General features: G+C 55.3%; 15 protein-coding genes and 1 riboswitch. Of the genes, 4 read left to right on the top strand and 11 right to left on the bottom strand.

From position 1 onward, the window contains the following. Positions 1 to 177 precede the first annotated feature (177 nt). Both KI379_RS32185 and KI379_RS32190 read right to left on the bottom strand, forming a co-directional pair. Entirely contained in the window at positions 178 to 2,025 is a 1,848-nt protein-coding gene (locus KI379_RS32185) for an Ig-like domain-containing protein (RefSeq protein ID WP_212986092.1), read from the bottom strand. A gap of 292 nt (positions 2,026 to 2,317) precedes the next feature. Next, positions 2,318 to 3,196: a cation diffusion facilitator family transporter gene (locus tag KI379_RS32190; protein WP_212986093.1), complete on the bottom strand. Its 879-nt coding sequence runs from the start codon at positions 3,194 to 3,196 to the stop codon at positions 2,318 to 2,320. Between the two features lie 185 nt (positions 3,197 to 3,381). Between KI379_RS32190 and KI379_RS32195 the strand changes: the two genes are divergently transcribed. After that, the gene (locus KI379_RS32195; protein ID WP_076176128.1) at positions 3,382 to 3,567 is read left to right on the top strand and encodes a hypothetical protein; all 186 of its coding nucleotides are present in this window, start codon (positions 3,382 to 3,384) and stop codon (positions 3,565 to 3,567) included. A gap of 84 nt (positions 3,568 to 3,651) precedes the next feature. Here KI379_RS32195 and KI379_RS32200 read toward each other — a convergent pair whose 3' ends face one another. Together KI379_RS32200 and KI379_RS32205 are read right to left on the bottom strand one after the other, a co-directional pair. After that, complete coding sequence (locus KI379_RS32200) at positions 3,652 to 5,277, bottom strand: ABC-F family ATP-binding cassette domain-containing protein (protein ID WP_145029826.1); 1,626 nt, start codon at positions 5,275 to 5,277, stop codon at positions 3,652 to 3,654. 391 nt (positions 5,278 to 5,668) lie between these two features. Further along, a complete protein-coding gene (locus tag KI379_RS32205) occupies positions 5,669 to 6,652 on the bottom strand; it encodes an MBL fold metallo-hydrolase (RefSeq protein ID WP_212986094.1) in 984 nt (327 codons plus the stop codon). A gap of 439 nt (positions 6,653 to 7,091) precedes the next feature. Between KI379_RS32205 and KI379_RS32210 the strand changes: the two genes are divergently transcribed. Further along, positions 7,092 to 8,228 (top strand): virulence factor, encoded by a 1,137-nt coding sequence (locus KI379_RS32210; RefSeq protein WP_212986095.1) that lies wholly within the window; start codon positions 7,092 to 7,094, stop codon positions 8,226 to 8,228. Positions 8,229 to 8,358: 130 nt separating this feature from the next. Beyond that, positions 8,359 to 8,565, top strand: a riboswitch (Lysine riboswitch). Between the two features lie 130 nt (positions 8,566 to 8,695). Next, a complete protein-coding gene (locus tag KI379_RS32215; protein ID WP_076176136.1) occupies positions 8,696 to 10,153 on the top strand; it encodes an amino acid permease in 1,458 nt (485 codons plus the stop codon). Between the two features lie 174 nt (positions 10,154 to 10,327). Here KI379_RS32215 and KI379_RS32220 read toward each other — a convergent pair whose 3' ends face one another. Continuing rightward, on the bottom strand, positions 10,328 to 11,470 hold the full coding sequence (locus tag KI379_RS32220) for a transglutaminase domain-containing protein (RefSeq protein ID WP_212986096.1): 1,143 nt from the start codon (positions 11,468 to 11,470) through the stop codon (positions 10,328 to 10,330). 256 nt (positions 11,471 to 11,726) lie between these two features. Beyond that, on the bottom strand, positions 11,727 to 12,377 hold the full coding sequence (locus KI379_RS32225) for a bifunctional 4-hydroxy-2-oxoglutarate aldolase/2-dehydro-3-deoxy-phosphogluconate aldolase (RefSeq protein ID WP_244879524.1): 651 nt from the start codon (positions 12,375 to 12,377) through the stop codon (positions 11,727 to 11,729). 269 nt (positions 12,378 to 12,646) lie between these two features. Between KI379_RS32225 and KI379_RS32230 the strand changes: the two genes are divergently transcribed. After that, positions 12,647 to 12,844, top strand: a complete 198-nt coding sequence (locus KI379_RS32230) for a hypothetical protein (RefSeq protein WP_076176143.1) — start codon at positions 12,647 to 12,649, stop codon at positions 12,842 to 12,844. Positions 12,845 to 13,017: 173 nt separating this feature from the next. Here KI379_RS32230 and KI379_RS32235 read toward each other — a convergent pair whose 3' ends face one another. The 5 genes from KI379_RS32235 to KI379_RS32255 all read right to left on the bottom strand — a co-directional run bounded on the left by KI379_RS32235 (position 13,018) and on the right by KI379_RS32255 (position 19,825). Beyond that, on the bottom strand, positions 13,018 to 13,251 hold the full coding sequence (locus KI379_RS32235; RefSeq protein ID WP_076176146.1) for a glutaredoxin family protein: 234 nt from the start codon (positions 13,249 to 13,251) through the stop codon (positions 13,018 to 13,020). An 85-nt stretch (positions 13,252 to 13,336) separates the two neighbouring features. Beyond that, positions 13,337 to 14,278, bottom strand: coding sequence for a thioredoxin-disulfide reductase (gene trxB, locus KI379_RS32240; protein WP_076176148.1), 942 nt, complete (start codon positions 14,276 to 14,278; stop codon positions 13,337 to 13,339). Positions 14,279 to 14,558: 280 nt separating this feature from the next. Next, complete coding sequence (locus KI379_RS32245) at positions 14,559 to 16,523, bottom strand: heavy metal translocating P-type ATPase (protein ID WP_212986097.1); 1,965 nt, start codon at positions 16,521 to 16,523, stop codon at positions 14,559 to 14,561. A gap of 356 nt (positions 16,524 to 16,879) precedes the next feature. Next, positions 16,880 to 18,181, bottom strand: coding sequence for a putative PEP-binding protein (locus tag KI379_RS32250; RefSeq protein ID WP_212986098.1), 1,302 nt, complete (start codon positions 18,179 to 18,181; stop codon positions 16,880 to 16,882). Between the two features lie 348 nt (positions 18,182 to 18,529). Next, positions 18,530 to 19,825 (bottom strand): homocysteine synthase, encoded by a 1,296-nt coding sequence (locus KI379_RS32255; protein ID WP_076176155.1) that lies wholly within the window; start codon positions 19,823 to 19,825, stop codon positions 18,530 to 18,532. Positions 19,826 to 20,009 lie beyond the last annotated feature (184 nt).

The following is a 20,009-nucleotide window of genomic DNA, read 5'->3' on the forward strand; positions in this document are numbered from 1 at the left end:
ACAAATAAACACTCCAAATGTTGGTAATAAACAGGTCTATGGTCTTAAATACGCCTGGTCCCTGGAAATCAGGGAACATTAAGGAAATCTCTGCAGCGGCCAAATGGTAGAACAAAGCCGGCCCTGTTCAGGCCAGCCTTGTTCATCCATGTTTTCATCAGACGAAACTTTACACGATTATTCCTCTACTGAATTCTCCAAATCCTCCCCGTTATCCGTCCCGCCTTGATCCGGAAGGTCAGTGCCGATTGGAGCAGCGGCGCGGACGACCTGGACCGAGGCCATCGTCCGGCCTCCCTTATATTGGGCAGAGATCTGGGTCAAGCCCGGCTTATGACCGATCAGATTTCCTTCCCCGTCCACTTCGGCAACGTCCGGATGACTGCTGCTGAATTGAACCTGCTTGGTAATATCCGATCTCGTCTGTGTCGAATAGTCATACAAAAAAACCTTGATATCCAGCGTCGAACCTTCCGAAAGCGAGTATTGGGACGAATCCAGCTCGAGATAGCCGTTCAGGGGATCATACTCGCCCGTATCTTCCGGCAGTACAGTCACGTTCAATCTTGCTGTATAACCCTCGTAAGATGCTTCCACATAGGTGTCTCCCGGCTCCTTTCCCGTGATTCGGCCTAATGCGTCGACTTCGGCAATCGCAGCGTCCCCCGAAACGTAGACTGCGGCGTTGGACAAATCGCTTCGGGTTCCGTCATCATATACCGCTTGCAGCACCGTGGAGACGCTTGAACCTGTTTTCAGTTTCTTTTCCTTTTCCAAAAATGCGATGCCTGTTAGTGTTCGCTCAACAGGCGGCTGGTCCGCCGGCGGCATGAGCTTCATCAGCTGAAATTTCGCGCTGTCTCCCCGCTGAACGGTTCCCGGGAAAATATAACCTCCGTCCGGAGTTCCCGATGCGGTACCGACCCTGTAGATCGGAGGCCCCTTGAACAATTCCCTGCTGATCAGCCCTCCGCTCCGATCGACGCTTAACACGCTGTATTGATGCTTCCACTCTGAACTCCAGTCCAAGTATGTAACATGTTCACCCAGCAACGCGTAGCCCTCTTCCGTCTGGACCAGACGATTGAAATTCTGCGAATTGGCACCATCCGGGTATGTCTTTTCCCATTGCACCTGTCCGGTCAGATCCGTCTTGGTAAGTACCGGCACGCCGTTGCCGTTAACGGATTTACGGCTCAAGATCATATAGCCTCCGTCCTCGGCCGGAATGACCGAGTAGGCTGTCCAGCCGCTGCGCGGCTCGACCGTTTGCTTCGACCACACCTCTTTGCCTTGATCATCGATCTTCATTACCAGCATCGCATCATGTTCTCTCGATTCATATTCCACCATACCTGCGTGGCCGACAGCGATGTAACCCCCGTCGCTCGCGGGAATCAGATCGGTTAAATAGTCGCTCCCCGAAAAACTATACTGGTTGTACCACAGCGTATTCCCGTTTTGATCGATCTTGGCGATATAAGCTCTGTCATAAGCAACCCAGTGGACGATTCCGCTTCCGGCGATCAAAAAGCTGCCGTCCTCCGTCTCAACGATGGCTTTCGGGTTTTGATCATATCCTTGTGCATCCAGGACCTTCTGCCACACCACATTCCCCGATGCATCCAGCCTGATCAGGAACAGCTGCCGAATCGGCTCAAACTCTTCACCCGTGTTCCCTGCAATGAGATACCCCCCGTCCTTGGTCTCAATGGCCCGGTATGCCGTACTGGACCCCCAGTCATAATAAGCCAGCTTCTGCTCCCATTCCACCTGCCCTTCTCCATCCAGCTTTACCACATAGGCCTTTCGATACGAGTCATAGATGTCGCCCAGGGCTAGATAGCCACCGTCTGATGTAGGGATGACCCCCTCTCCGCCGGACTGGCTTCCGTAATCCTTGGACCATTCAATCGCCGACCGCGTCGGCTCGGCAACCGCAAGGCTGAATCCGGGCCACATCCCAACCATCACCAGCAATCCGGCAGTGCAAGCAGTCCACAATCGCCAAAACGTTCTGTTCACAGCCTTTACTCCTTTCCATCGTAAGCATGATTTGAGACAGGAATTTGTAAAATCCCTCCATCTATGTCATTATTCATCGAATTTCTCCAACTGGATATCCCACAAACCTCATAATTACCTGCTACGTTGGAACCGTTTTCCAATTTTTATTTTCACACTTCGTCAGACCCATTGCTGAGACCATTTCTCCGAAAGGCAGCGGGCGGACGCAAAAACAGCCACAATGCTTATGCACTGCGGCTGTTCACTGAAGCTGATCAAGAACACAGGAGCTTTTCAAAGGAACTGGCCTTCACAAGCTTTTCTCCCGAGGCTCCACATGGACGTGGACGTTCATAATATTATGAATTCTCTTCATCCGCTCTTCTATCTTGTCGCTGATGGCATGCCCTTCGATCAGGCTGAGGGTGGGGTCAACCACAATAACGACATCGACCAGGACATGGTTGCCGTGAACCCTGGCCTTCACATCGTTGATGCCTTCAACGCCGGGGGTTTTGGCAATGGTGCCCCGCAAATCGCGGAGTTCCTCCTGATCGAACCCGTCGGTCAAGCGGTAGGTGGAATCGCGAAAAATATCCCAGGCCGTCTTGCAGATCAGCAGACCTACGGCAAACGCCGCCACCACATCCAGCCATGGCAGGCCGAACTGTGCCCCGACAATCCCGACTGCCGCCCCGATACTGACCAGCGCATCGGACAGATTGTCTTTGGCGGCCGCCATCAAGGCCTGGCTCTTAATCTCCTTGGCCAACTTTCTATTATATAAATAGACGAACAGCATGCATACAGCGCAGACAGCCGCCACGCCGGCTGACCATAAATCCGGCGAGGCTTCTTTGCCCATAAACAGGGATTTGGCCGCCTCCACCAGCACCTGAATACCGACCATGCCCATAATAAACGAAGCGATCAGCGATGCTACCGTCTCTGCACGGAAATGACCGTACGGGTGGTCTGAGTCCGGCGGTTTCTGCGATATCCGCAGGCCGATCAGCACGGCGGCCGACGCCACGATATCGGTCAGATTGTTAAACCCGTCTGCAAGCAGGGCGCTGGACGCAAAGAAGTAACCGCCGACCAGCTTGCCCGCGGAGAGGATCAAATACGCCGCAATGCTGATCCAGGCGCCGCGTTCCCCTTTTCGGATATCTTCATAGATATGATCCAAGTTCGTTGGCCCCTTTTCACCGTTTCATGCCCAAAGGCACTTTTTTATCCTAGCAAACGAAAGTCGTGTGGGTCTAGAGAAACATAGTTGCTTATGTTCAAGAGGTTTTGTCTCTCCCATCTCTTGTGGGGAGCCGCAAAAACAGCTAGAATAAGGACACAACCCCAAAGGGAGGAACCCTACCCATGACGGATAATCAGGACGCCAAAAAGGTCAATTTGGCCGACGCCATCCGCGCGAAGCTGGAGCAGAAGAAGCAGCAGAACAAGGGCGGCAAGCCCGGCGGCTTCCAAAGCAATGCCCCGCACGCGATGAAGAGCCAAAACACGAAAAAACCCAACAATCAGCGCCGCCGCACTGGCGGGTCCTAAACAAGCCACAGGCTTTACGGACAACACAGAAAAGCTGCCACCCCCGCTTAAGGGAATGGCAGCTTTTTTTCATGGCTTGAAGTGTTAAACTTCCTGCGGATACATCTGCTCGCGCAGCGCCTTGATTTCATCGTTCTCCAGATACTCGTCGTATGTCATGACTTTGTCAATGATACCGTTCGGCGTAATTTCGATGATCCGGTTGGCGATCGTCTGAATGAACTGATGGTCATGCGATGTGAACAGGATCGTCCCGTCGAAGTCGATCAGCCCGTTGTTCAGCGCGGTGATGGACTCGAGGTCCAAGTGGTTCGTCGGCTCGTCGAGGAGCAGCACGTTCGCGCCGTTCAGCATCATCTTGGCCAGCATACAGCGCACCTTCTCTCCCCCGGAGAGAACGCTCGCCTTCTTCAGCGCTTCTTCGCCAGAGAACAGCATCCGGCCCAGGAAGCCGCGCAGGAACGTCTCGTCCTGATCCTTGGAGAATTGGCGAAGCCATTCCACCAGGTTCAGGTCCACCCCGTCAAAATATTCGGAGTTGTCTTTCGGGAAGTACGCCTGTGTCGTCGTAACGCCCCAGGAGAACTCGCCCGCGTCCGGCTCCGCCTTGCCCATCAGCACTTCGAACAGCATCGACTTCGGCAGTCCGTTCGGGCCGACAAAAGCGATCTTGTCGCCTTTGTTTACGACGAAGCTCAGCTCATCCAGCACCTTCTCGCCTTCAACGGTCTTCGTGATACGGTCTACCGTCAGCAATTGCTTGCCTGCTTCACGCTCCGGCTTGAAATGAAGGAACGGATATTTCCGGTTGGAAGGGCGGATATCGTCCAGCGTAATTTTATCCAGCTGCTTCTTCCGGGAAGTCGCCTGCTTGGATTTGGAAGCATTCGCGGAGAACCGCTGAATAAATGCCTGCAGCTCCTTGATCTTCTCTTCCTTCTTCTTGTTGGACTCGCGCTGGAGCTCCAGCGCCAATTTACTGGATTCGTACCAGAAGTCATAGTTACCCACGTACAGCTGGATTTTGCCGAAGTCGATATCCGCGATATGCGTACATACCTTGTTCAGGAAGTGACGGTCGTGGGATACGACGATGACAGTGCCTTCGTAGTCCATCAGGAAGTTCTCGAGCCACTGAATCGATTCGAGATCCAAGTGGTTGGTAGGCTCGTCGAGCAGCAGATTGTTCGGACGGCCGAACAAGGCTTGTGCCAGCAGGACGCGGACCTTCTCGTTGCCGGAGAGCTCCACCATCTTCTTGTCATGCAGCTCGCGCGGAATGCCGAGGCCGATCAGGAGTGCAGCCGCGTCAGGCTCGGCGTCCCATCCGTTCAGTTCGGCGAATTCGCCTTCAAGCTCACCCGCACGAAGTCCGTCTTCCTCGGAAAAGTCCGCTTTCGCATACAGCGCATCCTTTTCCTTCATAATGGTATACAGACGGCTGTGACCCATGATGACGGTTTCCAAAACCGGATACTCGTCGTATTCAAAATGGTTCTGCTTCAGCACCGCAAGGCGTTCGCCCGGTGTCATGTGAACCTCGCCCTGGTTCGGCTCGATTTCGCCGGAGAGGATCTTGAGGAACGTCGATTTGCCGGCTCCGTTGGCGCCGATCAAACCGTAGCAGTTGCCTGGCGTAAATTTTATATTTACATCTTCAAAAAGTGCGCGTTTTCCGTAACGGAGTGTCACGCCGCTTGTACTGATCATGAAGTATTACCATTCCTTTCGCTAGTAGGCTTCAGCACATTATAGCATAAATCAACGTGCGTTCGAAGCCCATTTCATAATAGAAGGAACAAAGTATAGCCCGCGGATTCGGCCGAGCCCGGGTATTCCTTCCCCTACCCGGACGTTTGTCCTATCATTGCCTATCTCTATCAATATAATCGTTTTTATCTATTTCTATTCCCGCTCGCGCTAAGAGATAATCAAAAGTACCCCAACATAGAAGGATGGGGGCCATTGTCCAAACCGCTCGAATGCACCATGGTGTAAGGGAAGGGGCCATGCAAAAACACCGGAAAGAAGCCGCCCGGCGGTCTTTCCGGTGTTTCGTATGGATCTATCGACGTATCCGATTCCTGTTCGGTATCCGGAACTACCTCCGCTCCGGGTGGATCGTCAGCGTCTCCCCGTAATGCATCACTTTAATCCGCTCCTCACTCAGACCGAGTCGGACCCTCTCCGCCTCCATCCGGTCCAGCGCCTCCCGGGCCGTATCGTCGGCCAGGCGGAACGTGCCGTAATGCATCGGGATCATCATATCGGCCCCCACATCCAGAAAAGCCTGCAGCGCCTCTTCGGGATTGACGTGCTGCGACGTCATAAACCACTCGGGCTCATACGCCCCGATCGGCATCAGCGCTACATGCAGGTTGAAGCGCCGGCCAATCTCTTTGAAGCCGGCAAAATACCCGCTGTCCCCCGCAAAATAGACGTTGGGCGGCAGCATCCTGGTGCCGTCTTCCGCTCCGGCGTTACCGGCTTCCCCTGTCTCATGCGGCTCCATCACAAAGCCGCCCCAGTGCGATGTGTTGGTGTCAAACGGCGTGCGGCGCGTCCAGTGCTGCGTCGGGACGAAGCTGATCTTCACCTGGCCGATGACTACATGCTCCCACCATTTCAGCTCCCGGCAATTGTGGAAGCCTTTGCGGACCATCTTCGCGCGGAGGCCGACCGGAACGATCAGCGTCGTGCCCGCCCGGTACAGCTTCCGGATAGAAGCCATGTGCATATGGTCATAGTGGGAGTGCGATATGAGAATGATGTCCACCGGCGGCACATCATCGATCAGGAGACCGGGCGCGCCGAGGCGCCGCTCAAAGCCCATTCTTTTGGCCCAGACCGGGTCCGTCATAATGTTGAGGCCCTCATACTGGATGAAAAAAGTGGAGTGGCCGATCCAGGTAATCGACGTATCCTGCCGGTTGCCGTGCAGATACTCCAGATCCGGCGGCATATTCGGGATTTGGAAGCTGTAGTCCTTTTTCTTCTGCCGCCGCTCCTGGCGCCACTGTCTGAACTGCTTCAACGTTTTATCCGTACTGACATTATCCATGTTATTGTAGCGGATCTTCGGCAAGAGTCCCCCTCCTTCCCGGGTGTAATTGCTGTTTATTCCATTTTACCCGATCCGAAACCCTGTGTACCACTAGCGCTGACGCTCGCAATGCATCCCTCTATCCCAAGCTCGCTTGCCGCCAAGTCTATGAATTATTCGTCATGCAGGTCGGAGTAATGAATGACGTACAGCGCCAAAAGCATCATCGTCACGACGACAATCAGCATCGGCGCGAAATAAATGGTGAATATCACGCGGCAGTACAGCTCCTTCTATGCAGCTTGGTAACCTCTTAGTCATTGTCGTCTTTCCATCCGTTTTCTATCCGCTGCAAAAGGTTTATGTTTGGGGGCAAAGTGAGGTAAACTGTAGTTTAGATGGTGGTTTCATCTATACAGGAATGAGTTGTATCATTTTTTTCAATAGTAAAAGGTATTGAAGAAGAAGGAGGTCTTTATCTGTGAAGATCAAATTTATCGAGCCAACGCCGAGTCCGAACTCTATGAAGCTGCACCTGGATGAGAGTCTGGAGCCCGGTATCCGCAAAACATATACGCTTGACAATGAACGCTCCGCCCCGGCTTGGATCCGGGAGATGCTGCATATCCAAGGGGTCAAGAGCGTGTTCCATACCCTTGACTTTGTCGCCTTGGAACGCCTGGGCAGCGCGGACTGGTCCGCCATCCTTGGCGAAGTGCAGGAGCGGTTCGGCCAGGAGGGCCTGACAAGCCAGTTCACGGAAGAAGACGCAGAAGCGGGCAGCCACTACGGCGAGGCGGAAGTGTTCGTGCAGTTCTTCCGGGGCATCCCGATGCAGATCCGCGTGAAATCGGGCACTCAGGAGGTTCGCCGGGCGCTGTCCGACCGCTTCACGAAAGCCGTAATGGAAGTCACTGCGGCGACGATGATCAAGGAGCGCAAGCTGAAGGATTACGGCGTCCGCTACGGGGAGCTGGAGGATATCGCCGGTGAGGTCGAGCAGGAGCTTGAAGCGGCGTTTCCTGAAGATCGGCTGAAGCAGGTCATTGAGCAGGCGATCGCCCATGGCGCCAGCGAGAGCGAGTTTGAAGAGGAGCGGCGCGAGCTGAGCGACGCCGAGCTCGCCGAGGCGATGCAGAGCGCCGACTGGAAGGTTCGCTATGCCGCCCTGGACGGCATGCAGCCGACCGAAGAGCGGCTGCCGATCATCCGTCAGGCGCTGCATGACGAGAAGATGCAGACCCGCCGCCTGGCGGTCGTCTACCTCGGCGATCTGCGCACGCCGGAAGCGATGGAGCTGCTGTACGAGGCGCTGAAGGACAGCTCGCCGACCGTCCGCCGGACGGCGGGCGACACGCTGTCTGACATCGGCGACCCGGCGGCCACGCCGGCGATGCAGGCGACGCTGAAGGACAGCAGCAAGATCGTCCGCTGGCGCGCCGCCCGCTTCCTGTACGAAGTGGGGACGGAAGAAGCGCGCGATGCCCTGGAGGAAGCGGTAAACGATCCCGAGTTCGAAGTGAGCCTGCAGGCACGGATGGCCTTGGAACGCATCGAATCCGGCGAGCAGGCCGCAGGCACCGTGTGGCAGCAGATGGCCAAGCGGAGCCGCTCCTGAAGACTGCAGGGAACGGCTCTTCCGGAGTTCCAGCTTTAACCATTGCCTTTTCCCGGCGTAATACGTTACGATGTTACGTGTTCAATACATCAATACAAAGAAATATGTAAAAGATAACCTCATCCGTCCAAGGTGAGGTAGAGGTTGCGGAAGCGATGAGTAGCTGTTCCGAGGCGTAAGAGCCGCCGGTGACGACAGCGAAGGGCGCCTTCCGCCGAAGTGTGCGAACCCGCTCTACGGTTGGCATGCTGGGTCTGTTCTCCGAAAGGGACAGAACTGTCGCGGTGTTCCTTCCTCCTGCAGGAAGATGAAGACGCCGTGATGAGCTATCTTTCATGGAAGCACGGGTGCGGAAGCCATAGCGTCATTTATCGGGACCGCGGGTACTTCATACCTGGGGTCCCTTTTGGTTGTTCCCCTTCCACTCCATGAAGTCATATTCATATTTGAAGGGATGATTTCTTTTTATGCGTTTAAAAACACCGGCAACGGCACTCAAACAGAGCCTGAAATCCCGGCACATGACGATGATCGCCCTCGGCGGCTCTATCGGCACCGGGCTCTTTCTGGCAAGCGGCAGCGCCATCTCCTCCTCCGGACCGGGCGGAGCGATTCTGGCCTATGCCGCCGTCGGCCTGATGGTATATTTTCTGATGACAAGCCTGGGAGAAATGGCTACCTACATGCCGGATTCCGGCTCGTTCAGCACCTACGGCACCCGCTTCGTCAGCCCGGCCTTCGGATTTGCCGTCGGCTGGAACTTCTGGTACAACTGGGCGATCACGATCGCGGCCGAGCTGTCTGCGGCGACGGTCATTATCAAATATTGGTTTCCGGACTCTCCCTCCTTTTTGTGGAGTCTGCTGTTTCTCGCTATCATGTTTGCCCTCAATATTCTATCAGCCAAGGGCTACGGCGAATCCGAATACTGGTTTGCCATTATTAAAATCGCGGTCGTCATTATTTTCCTGATTGTCGGCATTCTGATGATCTTCGGGATCATGGGGGGCAAGCCGGTCGGCTTCGAGAACTTCAACCTGGGCGGCAGCTCCTTCCATGGCGGATTCTTTGCTTTCGTCGGCGTCTTTATGGCGGCGGGCTTTTCCTTCCAAGGAACCGAGCTGATCGGGGTGGCCGCAGGGGAGAGCGAAAATCCTCGCCAAAACGTGCCGCGCGCCATCAAGCAGGTATTTTGGCGGATCCTGATCTTCTACATTTTGGCGATCATCGTCATCGGCTTCCTGATTCCTTATACGAATCCGAACCTGCTGAAGACCGATCTGAACAATATCGGCGTCAGCCCGTTCACCCTCGTATTCCAAAAGGCGGGTCTGGCCTTTGCGGCATCCGTCATGAACGCGGTCATTCTGAGCTCCGTGCTGTCGGCGGGCAACTCCGGCATGTACGCCTCCACCCGCGTACTGTATGCCATGGCCAAGGACGGCCTGGCACCTAAATTTTTGAGCCGGCTGAACAGCCGCGGCGTTCCCGTATACGCGCTCCTGATCACCACGGCGATCGGTATGCTGGCGTTTCTGGCCTCCCTGTTCGGCGACGGGGTCGTGTACAACTGGCTGCTGAACGCCTCCGGCATGTGCGGCTTTATTAACTGGCTCGGCATCGCCGTCTGCCATTACCGTTTCCGGCGGGCTTTCCTCGCCCAGGGACATTCCCTGGACGAGCTGCCCTACCGGGCGCGCTGGTTCCCGTTCGGACCGATCTTTGCCTTTATCCTGTGCATCATCGCGATCCTGGGGCAGAACACCGGAGCGTTTACCGGCAGCAAAATCGACTGGTACGGCATTCTCGTGACGTATGTCAGCATTCCGCTGTTCCTGGCCGTATGGTTCGGCTACAAGTGGAAAAAGAAAACCAAGCTGACCCCGCTGGAGCAGTGCGACCTGACCACCCACGACCCGCGGTAACATAAAAAAGGAGACTCACAAATGAAAATGTGAGTCTCCTTTTTTTAGGTGCTGATGGCTTTCCCAAAATACCAGATGGCCAAAAAGCCCTCTCCTGCCAAGCTCCTGGGCTTAGAAGTGAGGGGGCTTTCTGCTGCATAGCGGCAAGTCTCGCTTGCCAATACACCGCTTTGCCTATTTCCAAGTGACGTAAATTCTCAAATCCTCCGTCTCATCCAGCGGGCTTTGCGTGTATGAGATCGAGCTCACCCCAAGCCGGTACAAATCCTGCAGGGCGCCGAGCAGCTGCTCCTTGTCCCCGTGGAACCGGAAAAGCAGCGAGTGCCCTCCCGCAGCGACCACCGGTTTGGCCTTGGCACTGAGCTGGGCGGATGTCGATACGATCTGCGCCGGATCATACAGCTGGTACTCAAGCTGTTCCTGCAGCTTCTGGTAAAACGCCAAATGGCTTCCTCCCTGCCGGATCAGGCCGGACAGCGTATCGCGATACAAGGTCATGGCAGCGGGATAAGCTTTGGTCCATGCATGGTCCTTCCTCATCTGCGCGTCCGTGCGCAGGTAATAGCCCGTACCGACCTCACCGGCCTTGTCCGGAGCAGGATCATCCCAGGTCGTGTCCAAGTGGTACCATTTGCCGTCAAGAAGCACCAGATTCCAGGCATGCAGCTGACTCACGCCCGTATCTCTCGGGGCGGCGGTGCCTTCCACAATTTTATTCGGAATTCCGGCTTCCTTCAGCATTTTGTAAGTCAGCAGCGAATATCCCTGGCAGACCGTGCTGCCCGAGCTGAGTCCGTCATACGCGGTATATTTCTGAAGGGTCCTATCGTATTTCAAATGGAGTATCACCCAGTCGTGGATCGCCTTGATCTTCTCATGATCGTTCATGCCAGGCCGGATCAGGCTGCCGAGTACCGCCTTCACCCGCTGGTCGACGTAAGCCGTCTGCGCGGCCGTTTCCCGGTAGCGGAACTGCACACTCACCGTGGCCGATTTCGAGCTGCCGCTGTAGGAGTAACCATAGCTTTCGATCGTGTAATTGATGTAGGGATCGCTCTCCAGCGCCTGTTCGAGGGCGCTCTTCAGCTGGCTCTTGAGGGCCGACGTCTTGCCCTGGTACACAAACTGAATCTTCTCCAGGCGCTGATTCATGGCGGCCAGCAGCTTCGCCTGAATCCCGTCCACGGTCGTGACCACATTCGCCGGAGAGGTCGCGGCCGCATATACCCTTTGCCAATCAATGCTCGGGGAAACGGCGGCGGCAACCACCGTTCCAAAGAGCAGCAACGAAACGAGCGAGAAGCGCTTTACAATCATATGGCCCCCTCCCTTCCTGACCATCATGCCGGTCCACACCTGTACCGCTTTTGTCATCCCATGGCCGAACGAGCCTACCCGTACATGAAAATGGCCCTTCCAAATGACTCTATTCCAGCTATGGGCAAGTTATGACACAACGCTTCTATGCTGCTTTGCGAACGGCCATCTGAGGCGGTTTGTGACCGGCTAACGAACGATTCCATGCAGCACACCTGCTGCCTCCTGCTCGCTTAAAGCACCTCTTGCCGCTCCATTACTTATCCGTTTCTGTTCGGGCAGCCGCCTGAACAAACGCCGCGGCCCGTTCCTGGACGGCCTCGACATTTCCCGACTCCAGCTCCGCCTTCGGCAGCAGCGAGCTGCCGATCCCGACCGCGCACGCCCCTGCTTCGAAATAATCGGCAATATTGCCGATCGTCACCCCGCCTGTAGCCATCAGAGGTATATGATCCAGCGGCGCACGGATCTCTTTCAAATAGCCAATTCCGAGGCTGCCCATCGGGAACAGTTTCACTGCGCTGGCACCGGCCTCGTAAGCGGCCACAATCTCAGTCGGCGTCATGGCACCAGGCCATACGTCGATGCCCTGCTCCAGAGCAAAGGAGATGACGGCTTGATCGACATTGGGCGAGATCAGAAACTGCGCTCCAGCCTGAACCGCCTCCTTGGCCATGGCCAGGTTCAATACGGTTCCAGCGCCTACGTAGGCTCGTCCGTCGTATGCCGAGCGCCAGCCTTCGATCATGTGCAGCGCCCCATCGGTATTCAGCGTAACTTCCATAAGCCGGACGCCTCCGGCGATCAGTCCCTCACCTGCCGTCCTGGCCTGATCCCGGGTGATCCCCCGGACGATCGCAACCATTCTTGCGGACAGCAGTTCCTGCATTGCTTGTGATGTATGCATGCGTTTCATTCCTTCCGAATCTATTTTTCTTAGTATATTCGGACTTTACAGGCGTTTTCCTTCCCGGACATGTCAATTCGGCAGGATCTCTCATGCTTCCGTTTATTTCGTCCTTGGCACAGGATTTGACGAAAAATCGACGTATTTTTCCCCCGAATCTACGGAAATGCAGGCCGGGTTTCGTATATAATAGGAATGTTGTATAGAAATGATTGTTTGTGGACGTTGGTAAACCCGATGATTTTACCTTAGGAATGGAGAGATTGTCCGTGACTTACGTGGATATTTCCAATATATCGGTCGAGGTATTCGTGACCGTGCTGCTGTTTCTGCTGATTATCGCCCCGCTGTTCAGCCTGGCCATTCTGCGTTTTTTTCAGGGCCGTCCCAAGGCCGGATTCACGCTCATCGCGACGGGCATTATCATCTACTTCGTGCTGCAGCTGGTCGGGAAACTGTTCTTTTGACAGCGTTTTAAAAGTAAAAAAGCCTAGGGATACCCCAGAGCGGCCCGGATCGCGGCCTGCCATTGGCGGTCATCCCTTATTTTTTGCGCCTACGAAAAAAAGGCCGCCCCGGCGGAAGCATCTTTGCTCCAAGGGACGACCTCTAATTTAGCGGTTATAGAATGAACAGAAAATTATTGTTGATTCAAAAACTTCTCAAACTGGGTTGTGTTCATGCCCAACACGCGGTTCTCGCCAATGACGGTCAAAGGAACGGCGCGAACGCCCATGTCCCAGACCTGCTGTGCATACTCATCGTTTTGCTCGATGTTGCGTTCTTCGAACTCGACGCCCTTGTCGGCCAAGTATCCTTTCACCTGACGGCAGTGCGGGCAGTTGGTGCTGGTATATACAATCACTTTTTCCATCGCTTTAGGTCACCTCATATCGTGAAAATGTCGTGTATGTCAACAGGCTCTTGCGCCGGCCTGATCGGTCCAAATCATGCATCCATTACAGAGCGACTGCGCTGTGCTCCAGACTTTCGATATACTTCTCGCAATCGATTGCTGCCATACATCCGCTTCCGGCTGCCGTAATGGCCTGTCTGTAGCGGGTGTCCTGAACGTCGCCACAGGCGAAAACGCCAGGGATGTTCGTTTCCGTCGTTCCCGGCTGCACAACGATATAGCCGTTCTCGTCGAGCGTAATTTGGCCGCCCAAAAATCCGGTATTCGGGTGATGACCGATGGCAACAAACACGCCACTTGCTTCGATCAGTTCCTCTTCACCTGTCTCGTTGTTCAGCACTTTGAGGCCTTTCACGCCGCGCTCGTCAGCCACAACTTCGAGCGGAGTACGGTTAAGTGCCCATTCCACCTTCTCGTTGGCACGCACGCGATCCTGCATGATCTTGGAGCCGCGCAGCTCAGTACGGCGGTGTACCAGCGTCACTTTGGATGCAAAACGTGTCAGGAAGCCGGCTTCTTCGAGCGCGGAGTCGCCGCCGCCGACCACGATAATTTCTTTACCGCGGAAGAAGAATCCGTCGCAGGTCGCACAGGTACTTACGCCGCGTCCGACATTCTCCTGCTCCCCGGGAATGCCCAGGTATTTGGCGGTTGCGCCAGTGGACAGGATCAGCGTCTCGGTTTCGATATGGCCGATGCCTTCCACGTCAAGCTTGAACGGACGCGCGCCCAGCTCCACGTTGTTCACCCAGCCCGTGCGGAATTCAGCGCCGAAACGCTCCGCCTGCTTGCGCATATTATCCATCAGTTCCGGTCCCATCACGCCTTCAGGGAATCCTGGAAAGTTCTCAACTTCTGTCGTCGTGGTAAGCTGGCCGCCCGGCTGCGGCCCTTCAATAATCAGCGGACTCATATTGGCCCGTGCCAAATAAATCGCTGCCGTCAATCCGGCAGGTCCTGTCCCGATAATTACGGATTTATACATAGGATCTCCCTCCAAGCTTCCCGTTCCCGGTGCATCGTCCCTTAGCGGGTTCGTCCGGGATCTATTTATCATTTAATTTAAAATAATTATTATCTGATAATCATTATCATACATTTTTCATAAGATGTCAATAGATCAAGTATACATGCCTTTCACCTGAATTGTGAACAATTTAATTTTTACAAATCGTTTAACAATTTCCTACCGAGCAAAAAAGAAACCTCCGACTCTCTCTCGGAGGTTCCTTCATTTATGAGCCGCTTCGGTCTCGACACCGCACTTACCGCAGCAGACGGAGCCCGTTCAAAATGACAAGGATCGTGCTCCCTTCATGGCCGACCACGCCGAACGGAAGGGCGATGCCGGCGGCAAAGTTGCTGACCATCAGCAGCAAAATCACCGACACGGCGAACACCATGTTCTGCTTGACGATGCGCCGGGCGCGGCGGGCGAGCGTAATCGTCGAGGCGATCTCCTCAATGTTGTCGTTCATCAGAACGACATCCGCCACCTCGAGCGCGGTGCCGCTGCCGTTCATCCCCATGCCCATACCTACGGTGGCCGTAGCCAATGCAGGCGCGTCATTCACGCCGTCCCCGACCATCACCACGTGGCCGTACTGCTCGCGCAGCCGTTTCACATGGTTGACCTTCTCTTCTGGCAGCAAATCGGCAAAGACGTAATCAACACCGATGCTGCTGCCGATGGCGTTTGCCGTCAGGCTGTGATCGCCGGTCAGCATCGCGACCTTGACGCCGATCGACTGCAGCTGCTTCACGGCAGCGGCCGCCTGTGGGCGAATCACATCAGCGAGTGCGACCAGCCCGGCAACCCGCTCTCCGTCCAGAATCACGGACACGGTTTTGCCGGCCGCGTTCAGCTCCTGACGCAGCCGGAGCCATGCGGCATGTTCGCCAGACGGGTTGGCCTGATCCAGCATATCCGCCTTCCCGATGCGCCAGCGTCTGCCCTGAACCCAGCCTTCCATACCCCAGCCGGTCAACGAGGTCACCGATTCCGCTGAAGGCAGCATCGCTCCCTCTTCCTCGGCTTTCACCACGATGGCTTTAGCCAGCGGATGCTCGGACAGCTGTTCCACGGATGCGCAAATACCCAGAAGCTCCAGGCGGTCGTATCCGTCCGCCGGAATGAAATCCGTTACCTGCGGCGTTCCGAGCGTCAGCGTTCCTGTTTTGTCAAAAGCGACCACAGACGTTAGCGCCATGTTCTCGACATGCGCACCGCCCTTGAACAGAATGCCCCGGCGTGCCCGGTTGGAGATAACGGACAGCATCGCCGGCATAATGGAAGACACCAGTGCGCACGGCGAAGCTACCACCAAAAACACCATCGCTTTATAAAAGGAAGTTCCAAAGCTCCAGCCCAGCACAAACGGAGTCAGGAAAATGAGGACCAGCGTAGCCGCCACCACGATGCGCGCATAAATGGCTTCAAACCGCTTCATGAAACGCTGCGAATCCGGAACCTCGGTCTCGGCTTCCTCCACGAGCTTTACGATTTTGGCGAAGACGGTAGACTCTGCCGAACGCGACACCTCGACGTAAAGCACGCCTTCCCCGTTAAGAGTTCCGGCAAACACCTCGTCGCCCGCGGCTTTGTCGGCCGGGACTGATTCGCCGGTGATGGACGATTGGTTCACCGAGGAGTTCCCCTTTTGGATGATTCCATCCGCCGGGATCAATTCTCCCGGTTTGACCAAGACCAGGTCGCCGATGGCCAGCTCCCCAATCGGAACGAGCTTCATCTGCCCGTCCTGAATCCGCAGCGCGGTTTCCAGCTTCAGCGCCATCAGCGATGAAATATCCTTTTTGCTTCGTTCGGTAGTGTAGCTTTCCAATGCTCCGCTCAGGGCGAAGATAAAGATGAGCATCGCACCTTCGTTCCAGTAGCCGATGCTTGCGGCACCCAGCGCGGCAGCCACCATCAGCAGGTTGACGTCCAGATCGCGCTCGTGGATCAGCGTTTCGACCCCTTCCTTCGCTTTCAGCCAGCCACCTGCGGCATAAGACATAATATACAGCACGATCGATACGACGGCCGGAGCGGACAGCCAGCTGGCTGCCCAGCCGCCCAGCATAAGCAGTCCGCTCGCCAGCGCCGCCTGCATTTCCGAATTGCGGATCAGCGAGCGCAGATCAAAGCGCCCTTTCTTTCCGGGACCTGGGCGGTTCAGATTGGCCTGACGCTGAATCGATTGAGCAGGAGCATTTCGTATGTTTTCCATGAGTGATCACCTTCCTAATGAGAATGAATAGCATTATTAGTCCCCTTAAAATGGCACATGCTGCTCCGGACTAGCCGGAGCAGCATGGTATGCGGATGGAAACGGAACGCCTCTGACGAACCTTTCTTCCTACGCGATTGTTGTTTTTAAATGAGAATGATAATCATTTTTGCGTCAATACAATAATTTTGTGTTAAGGAAACTTTTTGTTAATAACAGTATACGCGCCCTCCCATAAAAAGTAAACGGGGATGCTATTTTTTACGCAAAAAAATAGGCTTTAATGAATCCGAAGCAGGCCTTCCCGCCCCAGTAATCATTAAGCCTATTGATTATTTATCCTATAAAGCGCGATCCTACGTTCTTCCTTGCGCGGATCTGCGCCTTAGTTCGTGCTGCCTTTCCAGGAGCTCCCACTGCGCTGCGGCGAGCCGCACGCCCGGCAGCTCGGAGGGAACCGTGCTGACCGCGTTCAGTCCCAAACGATAAACATAAGCGAGATCCGACGGTTTTACCGCCCCGGAGAGGCAGATTCGAATGGCCGGCTTCGTCCGGCGGATGCTGTGCACCAGCTCCTCCAGCACGCTGTACGGAATGCCCGCACTGAGCACTTTTTCCCTCTCCTCTTCGCTGGCCAGGTATTCCATCAGCCAGGCCCCTTCATGCTTCCCGTTGATCACGATGAAATCCGCGAACCTGGCGATTTCCGCTGCCGCTGTTTCGCGAACGTCCCAATCCAGCATCGCTCCGACCCGGTATCTTAAGGATCTGCGCTGGTGACAAAGGGTTTCCTCGCCGACCCGATCGATAAAATCATGAATCCTATGAAAAGCCTCCCCGTCCTCCGGATAAGGAACCAGCAGTTCCAGACTGCAGTCAATCCTTTGCATTTGGCAGGACTGGGCGGCCCGAAACAGGGCTTCCAGCTGAATATCCCGGAGCATATCAATGTCCAGCGCCGCGTCGCCTTTCAGCTTACGGTAATCTTTCAGCCGTCCGGACACGAGAGCCACCGTCAGCGGCGCTCCCTGCAGGCTGTGCAGGAGATTCACCAGATGCCCCTTCCACCGGTTCATCAGCCGCTCCTGAATCTCCCGTTCGCGGCCGTCAACTCCCGGATCCCGATTGAGCCACTCCGCATAAATTTCCTTCAGATGGCCGGTTCTCAGCCACTCTTCTTCCCGAAGCAGTACTAGACCGGCCGCTCCGTCCAGGCGTTCGTTTTGCCGGTACAGGTAAGGAGCTTCTTCCGTATATACCCGCAAACTGCGCATGGAATCACTCCAATCCAACAGCATTTCCGGGGTCGTGCCTTCCTCTGGCTTGGACCGGTATTCCTCCGCTTCCTGAAGGATTTCCCCAATCCGCTCGGAATCCGCGGACAGAAGCGCCTTCTCCCTCGTAATCGAGCCGATGGATGCAAGCTCTACCAGGGATGCGATCTCGGGAAGGGAGCCCGCCCTTGCATAGTCTCCGGCATCTTCCAAGTGGGGGGCATCCGATTCCTGGCGGCCGTTCTCCTCTTCCCTGCCGGAACGCCGGTCACGAGCGCTCCCGCCCATTTGTCCGCATGCCGGCTGGTGAACCGCTTCCACACCGCAAGGTGCGGGGCAGGAGCCGAATTGGCAGAAGCTGTTCTGACACCGTTCACCCTTCATTTTTGGCTGTCCACCCTCTCTTCAGAGATAAATGAGCTTCCACTTGCGTAAATTGCTGTACAGAATGAACTCAAGCAATTCATGTTGAAAGACTTGGATAAGCCGTTACAATGAGGGTTTTCATTCGAAACTTGAGTTCAATCCATATACCCTACAGAATATTAGCCGAAAGGGCGAAATATACGGAATTTGCGCGGTTTCCCAAGGAAAGCCTGCGGGCGGAGAGCCCCCATTGGGCAAGCTTACGATTCACAACACAAAAAGCCGCCTCAAACGAGGCGGCTGATCAGGATAAGGACGGGATTTAATTTCTATAGCTTTCTATAGCTTTATATAGCTTTGGATGGCTTAAGCTTGCTGGCTGGCCTCAATGGCCTGCTCCAAATCGTGCAAAATATCGTCAATCGCTTCCGTACCGATCGACAGCCGCAGCATTTCCGGGTTCACCCCGGCGGCCACCTGCTCCTCTTCCGACAACTGCTGGTGCGTGGTGCTGGCCGGGTGGATGATCAGCGACTTCGAGTCGCCGACATTGGCCAAGTGGGAGAACAGCTTCACGTTCTCGATCACCTTGCGGCCTGCTTCCGTGCCGCCCTTGATGCCGAACGTCAGAATCGCTCCCTGTCCCTTCGGCAGGTACTTCTTCGCCAGTTCATGCGAAGGATGGCTTGCGAGCCCGGGGTAACTGACCCACTCTACCGCATCGTGGCTTTCCAGGAACTGCGCGACTTTCAGCGCATTCTCGCTGTGCCGCTCCATCCGCAGGTGCAGCGTTTCCAGACCTTGAAGCAGCAGCCACGAGTTGAACGGGGAGATCGCCGATCCCATATCCCGAAGCAGCTGTACACGCGCCTTGATAATGTAGGCGATCGGGCCGACAGCTTCCGTATACACGACGCCGTGGTAGCTTGGATCCGGTTCGGTCAGTCCCGGGAACTTGCCGCTGGCCGCCCAGTCAAACTTGCCGCTGTCGACGATCACGCCGCCGATGGACGTGCCGTGGCCGCCGATGAACTTCGTTGCCGAGTGAACGACGACGTCAGCACCGTGCTCGATCGGACGCAGCAAATAAGGGCTCGGGAATGTATTGTCCACGATCAGCGGGATGCCATTCTCATGGGCGATAGCGGCAACGGCCTCCACATCAAGCACGTCCCCTTTCGGGTTGCCGATCGTTTCGGCGTACAGCGCTTTCGTCTTATCCGTAATGGCCGCGCGGAAATTTTCCGGGTTGCTGGCATCGACAAAGTGCACTTTAATGCCAAGCTTCGCCAGCGTATTGGCAAATAAATTATAGGTTCCACCGTACAGCGTTGAGGACGAGACGATCTCATCCCCGGCGCCGGCAATATTCAGGATGGAGAAGGTGATCGCCGCCTGTCCGGAGGAAACCGCCAACGCTCCGGCACCGCCTTCCAGGGCTGCAACGCGCTGCTCAAATACGTCGGTGGTCGGGTTCATAATGCGGGTATAAATGTTGCCGAACTCCTTCAGAGCAAACAGGTTGGCGGCATGATCGCTGTCCTTGAATCCGTAAGACGTCGTTTGATAGAGCGGCACGGCACGCGAAAAAGTCGCTGGATCGATTTCCTGGCCTGCATGGACGGCGAGCGTTTCAATGGATAATGGGCGTTTCTCGGACATAGGTGGATCCTCCTTCATGTAACTGTGGAAAATGATTCCACACGCGAATTTTTTCATATTTTCTCATACTTTGTGAGGTTTGAAAAGAAGGAAATTATTATAAATCCGATAAAGTTTATTGGAATTATACATCCGAGAACGTGAGACCCAAACGCAGCGCATGGACAGGCTGATCAAGAACATC

Source organism: Paenibacillus cineris (genome assembly GCF_018333335.1).
In the GTDB taxonomy this organism is placed as follows: Bacteria; Bacillota; Bacilli; order Paenibacillales; family Paenibacillaceae; genus Paenibacillus_AQ; species Paenibacillus_AQ favisporus.

Coding starts and splice junctions, on each gene's coding strand:
- KI379_RS32195 (WP_076176128.1), top strand. CDS start 3,382: ATGACGGATAATCAGGACGCCAAAAAGGTCAATTTGGCCGACGCCATC.
- KI379_RS32200 (WP_145029826.1), bottom strand. CDS start 5,277: ATGATCAGTACAAGCGGCGTGACACTCCGTTACGGAAAACGCGCACTT.
- KI379_RS32215 (WP_076176136.1), top strand. CDS start 8,696: ATGCGTTTAAAAACACCGGCAACGGCACTCAAACAGAGCCTGAAATCC.
- KI379_RS32220 (WP_212986096.1), bottom strand. CDS start 11,470: ATGATTGTAAAGCGCTTCTCGCTCGTTTCGTTGCTGCTCTTTGGAACG.
- KI379_RS32225 (WP_244879524.1), bottom strand. CDS start 12,377: ATGCATACATCACAAGCAATGCAGGAACTGCTGTCCGCAAGAATGGTT.
- KI379_RS32235 (WP_076176146.1), bottom strand. CDS start 13,251: ATGGAAAAAGTGATTGTATATACCAGCACCAACTGCCCGCACTGCCGT.
- trxB (WP_076176148.1), bottom strand. CDS start 14,278: ATGTATAAATCCGTAATTATCGGGACAGGACCTGCCGGATTGACGGCA.
- KI379_RS32245 (WP_212986097.1), bottom strand. CDS start 16,523: ATGGAAAACATACGAAATGCTCCTGCTCAATCGATTCAGCGTCAGGCC.
- KI379_RS32250 (WP_212986098.1), bottom strand. CDS start 18,181: ATGAAGGGTGAACGGTGTCAGAACAGCTTCTGCCAATTCGGCTCCTGC.
- KI379_RS32255 (WP_076176155.1), bottom strand. CDS start 19,825: ATGTCCGAGAAACGCCCATTATCCATTGAAACGCTCGCCGTCCATGCA.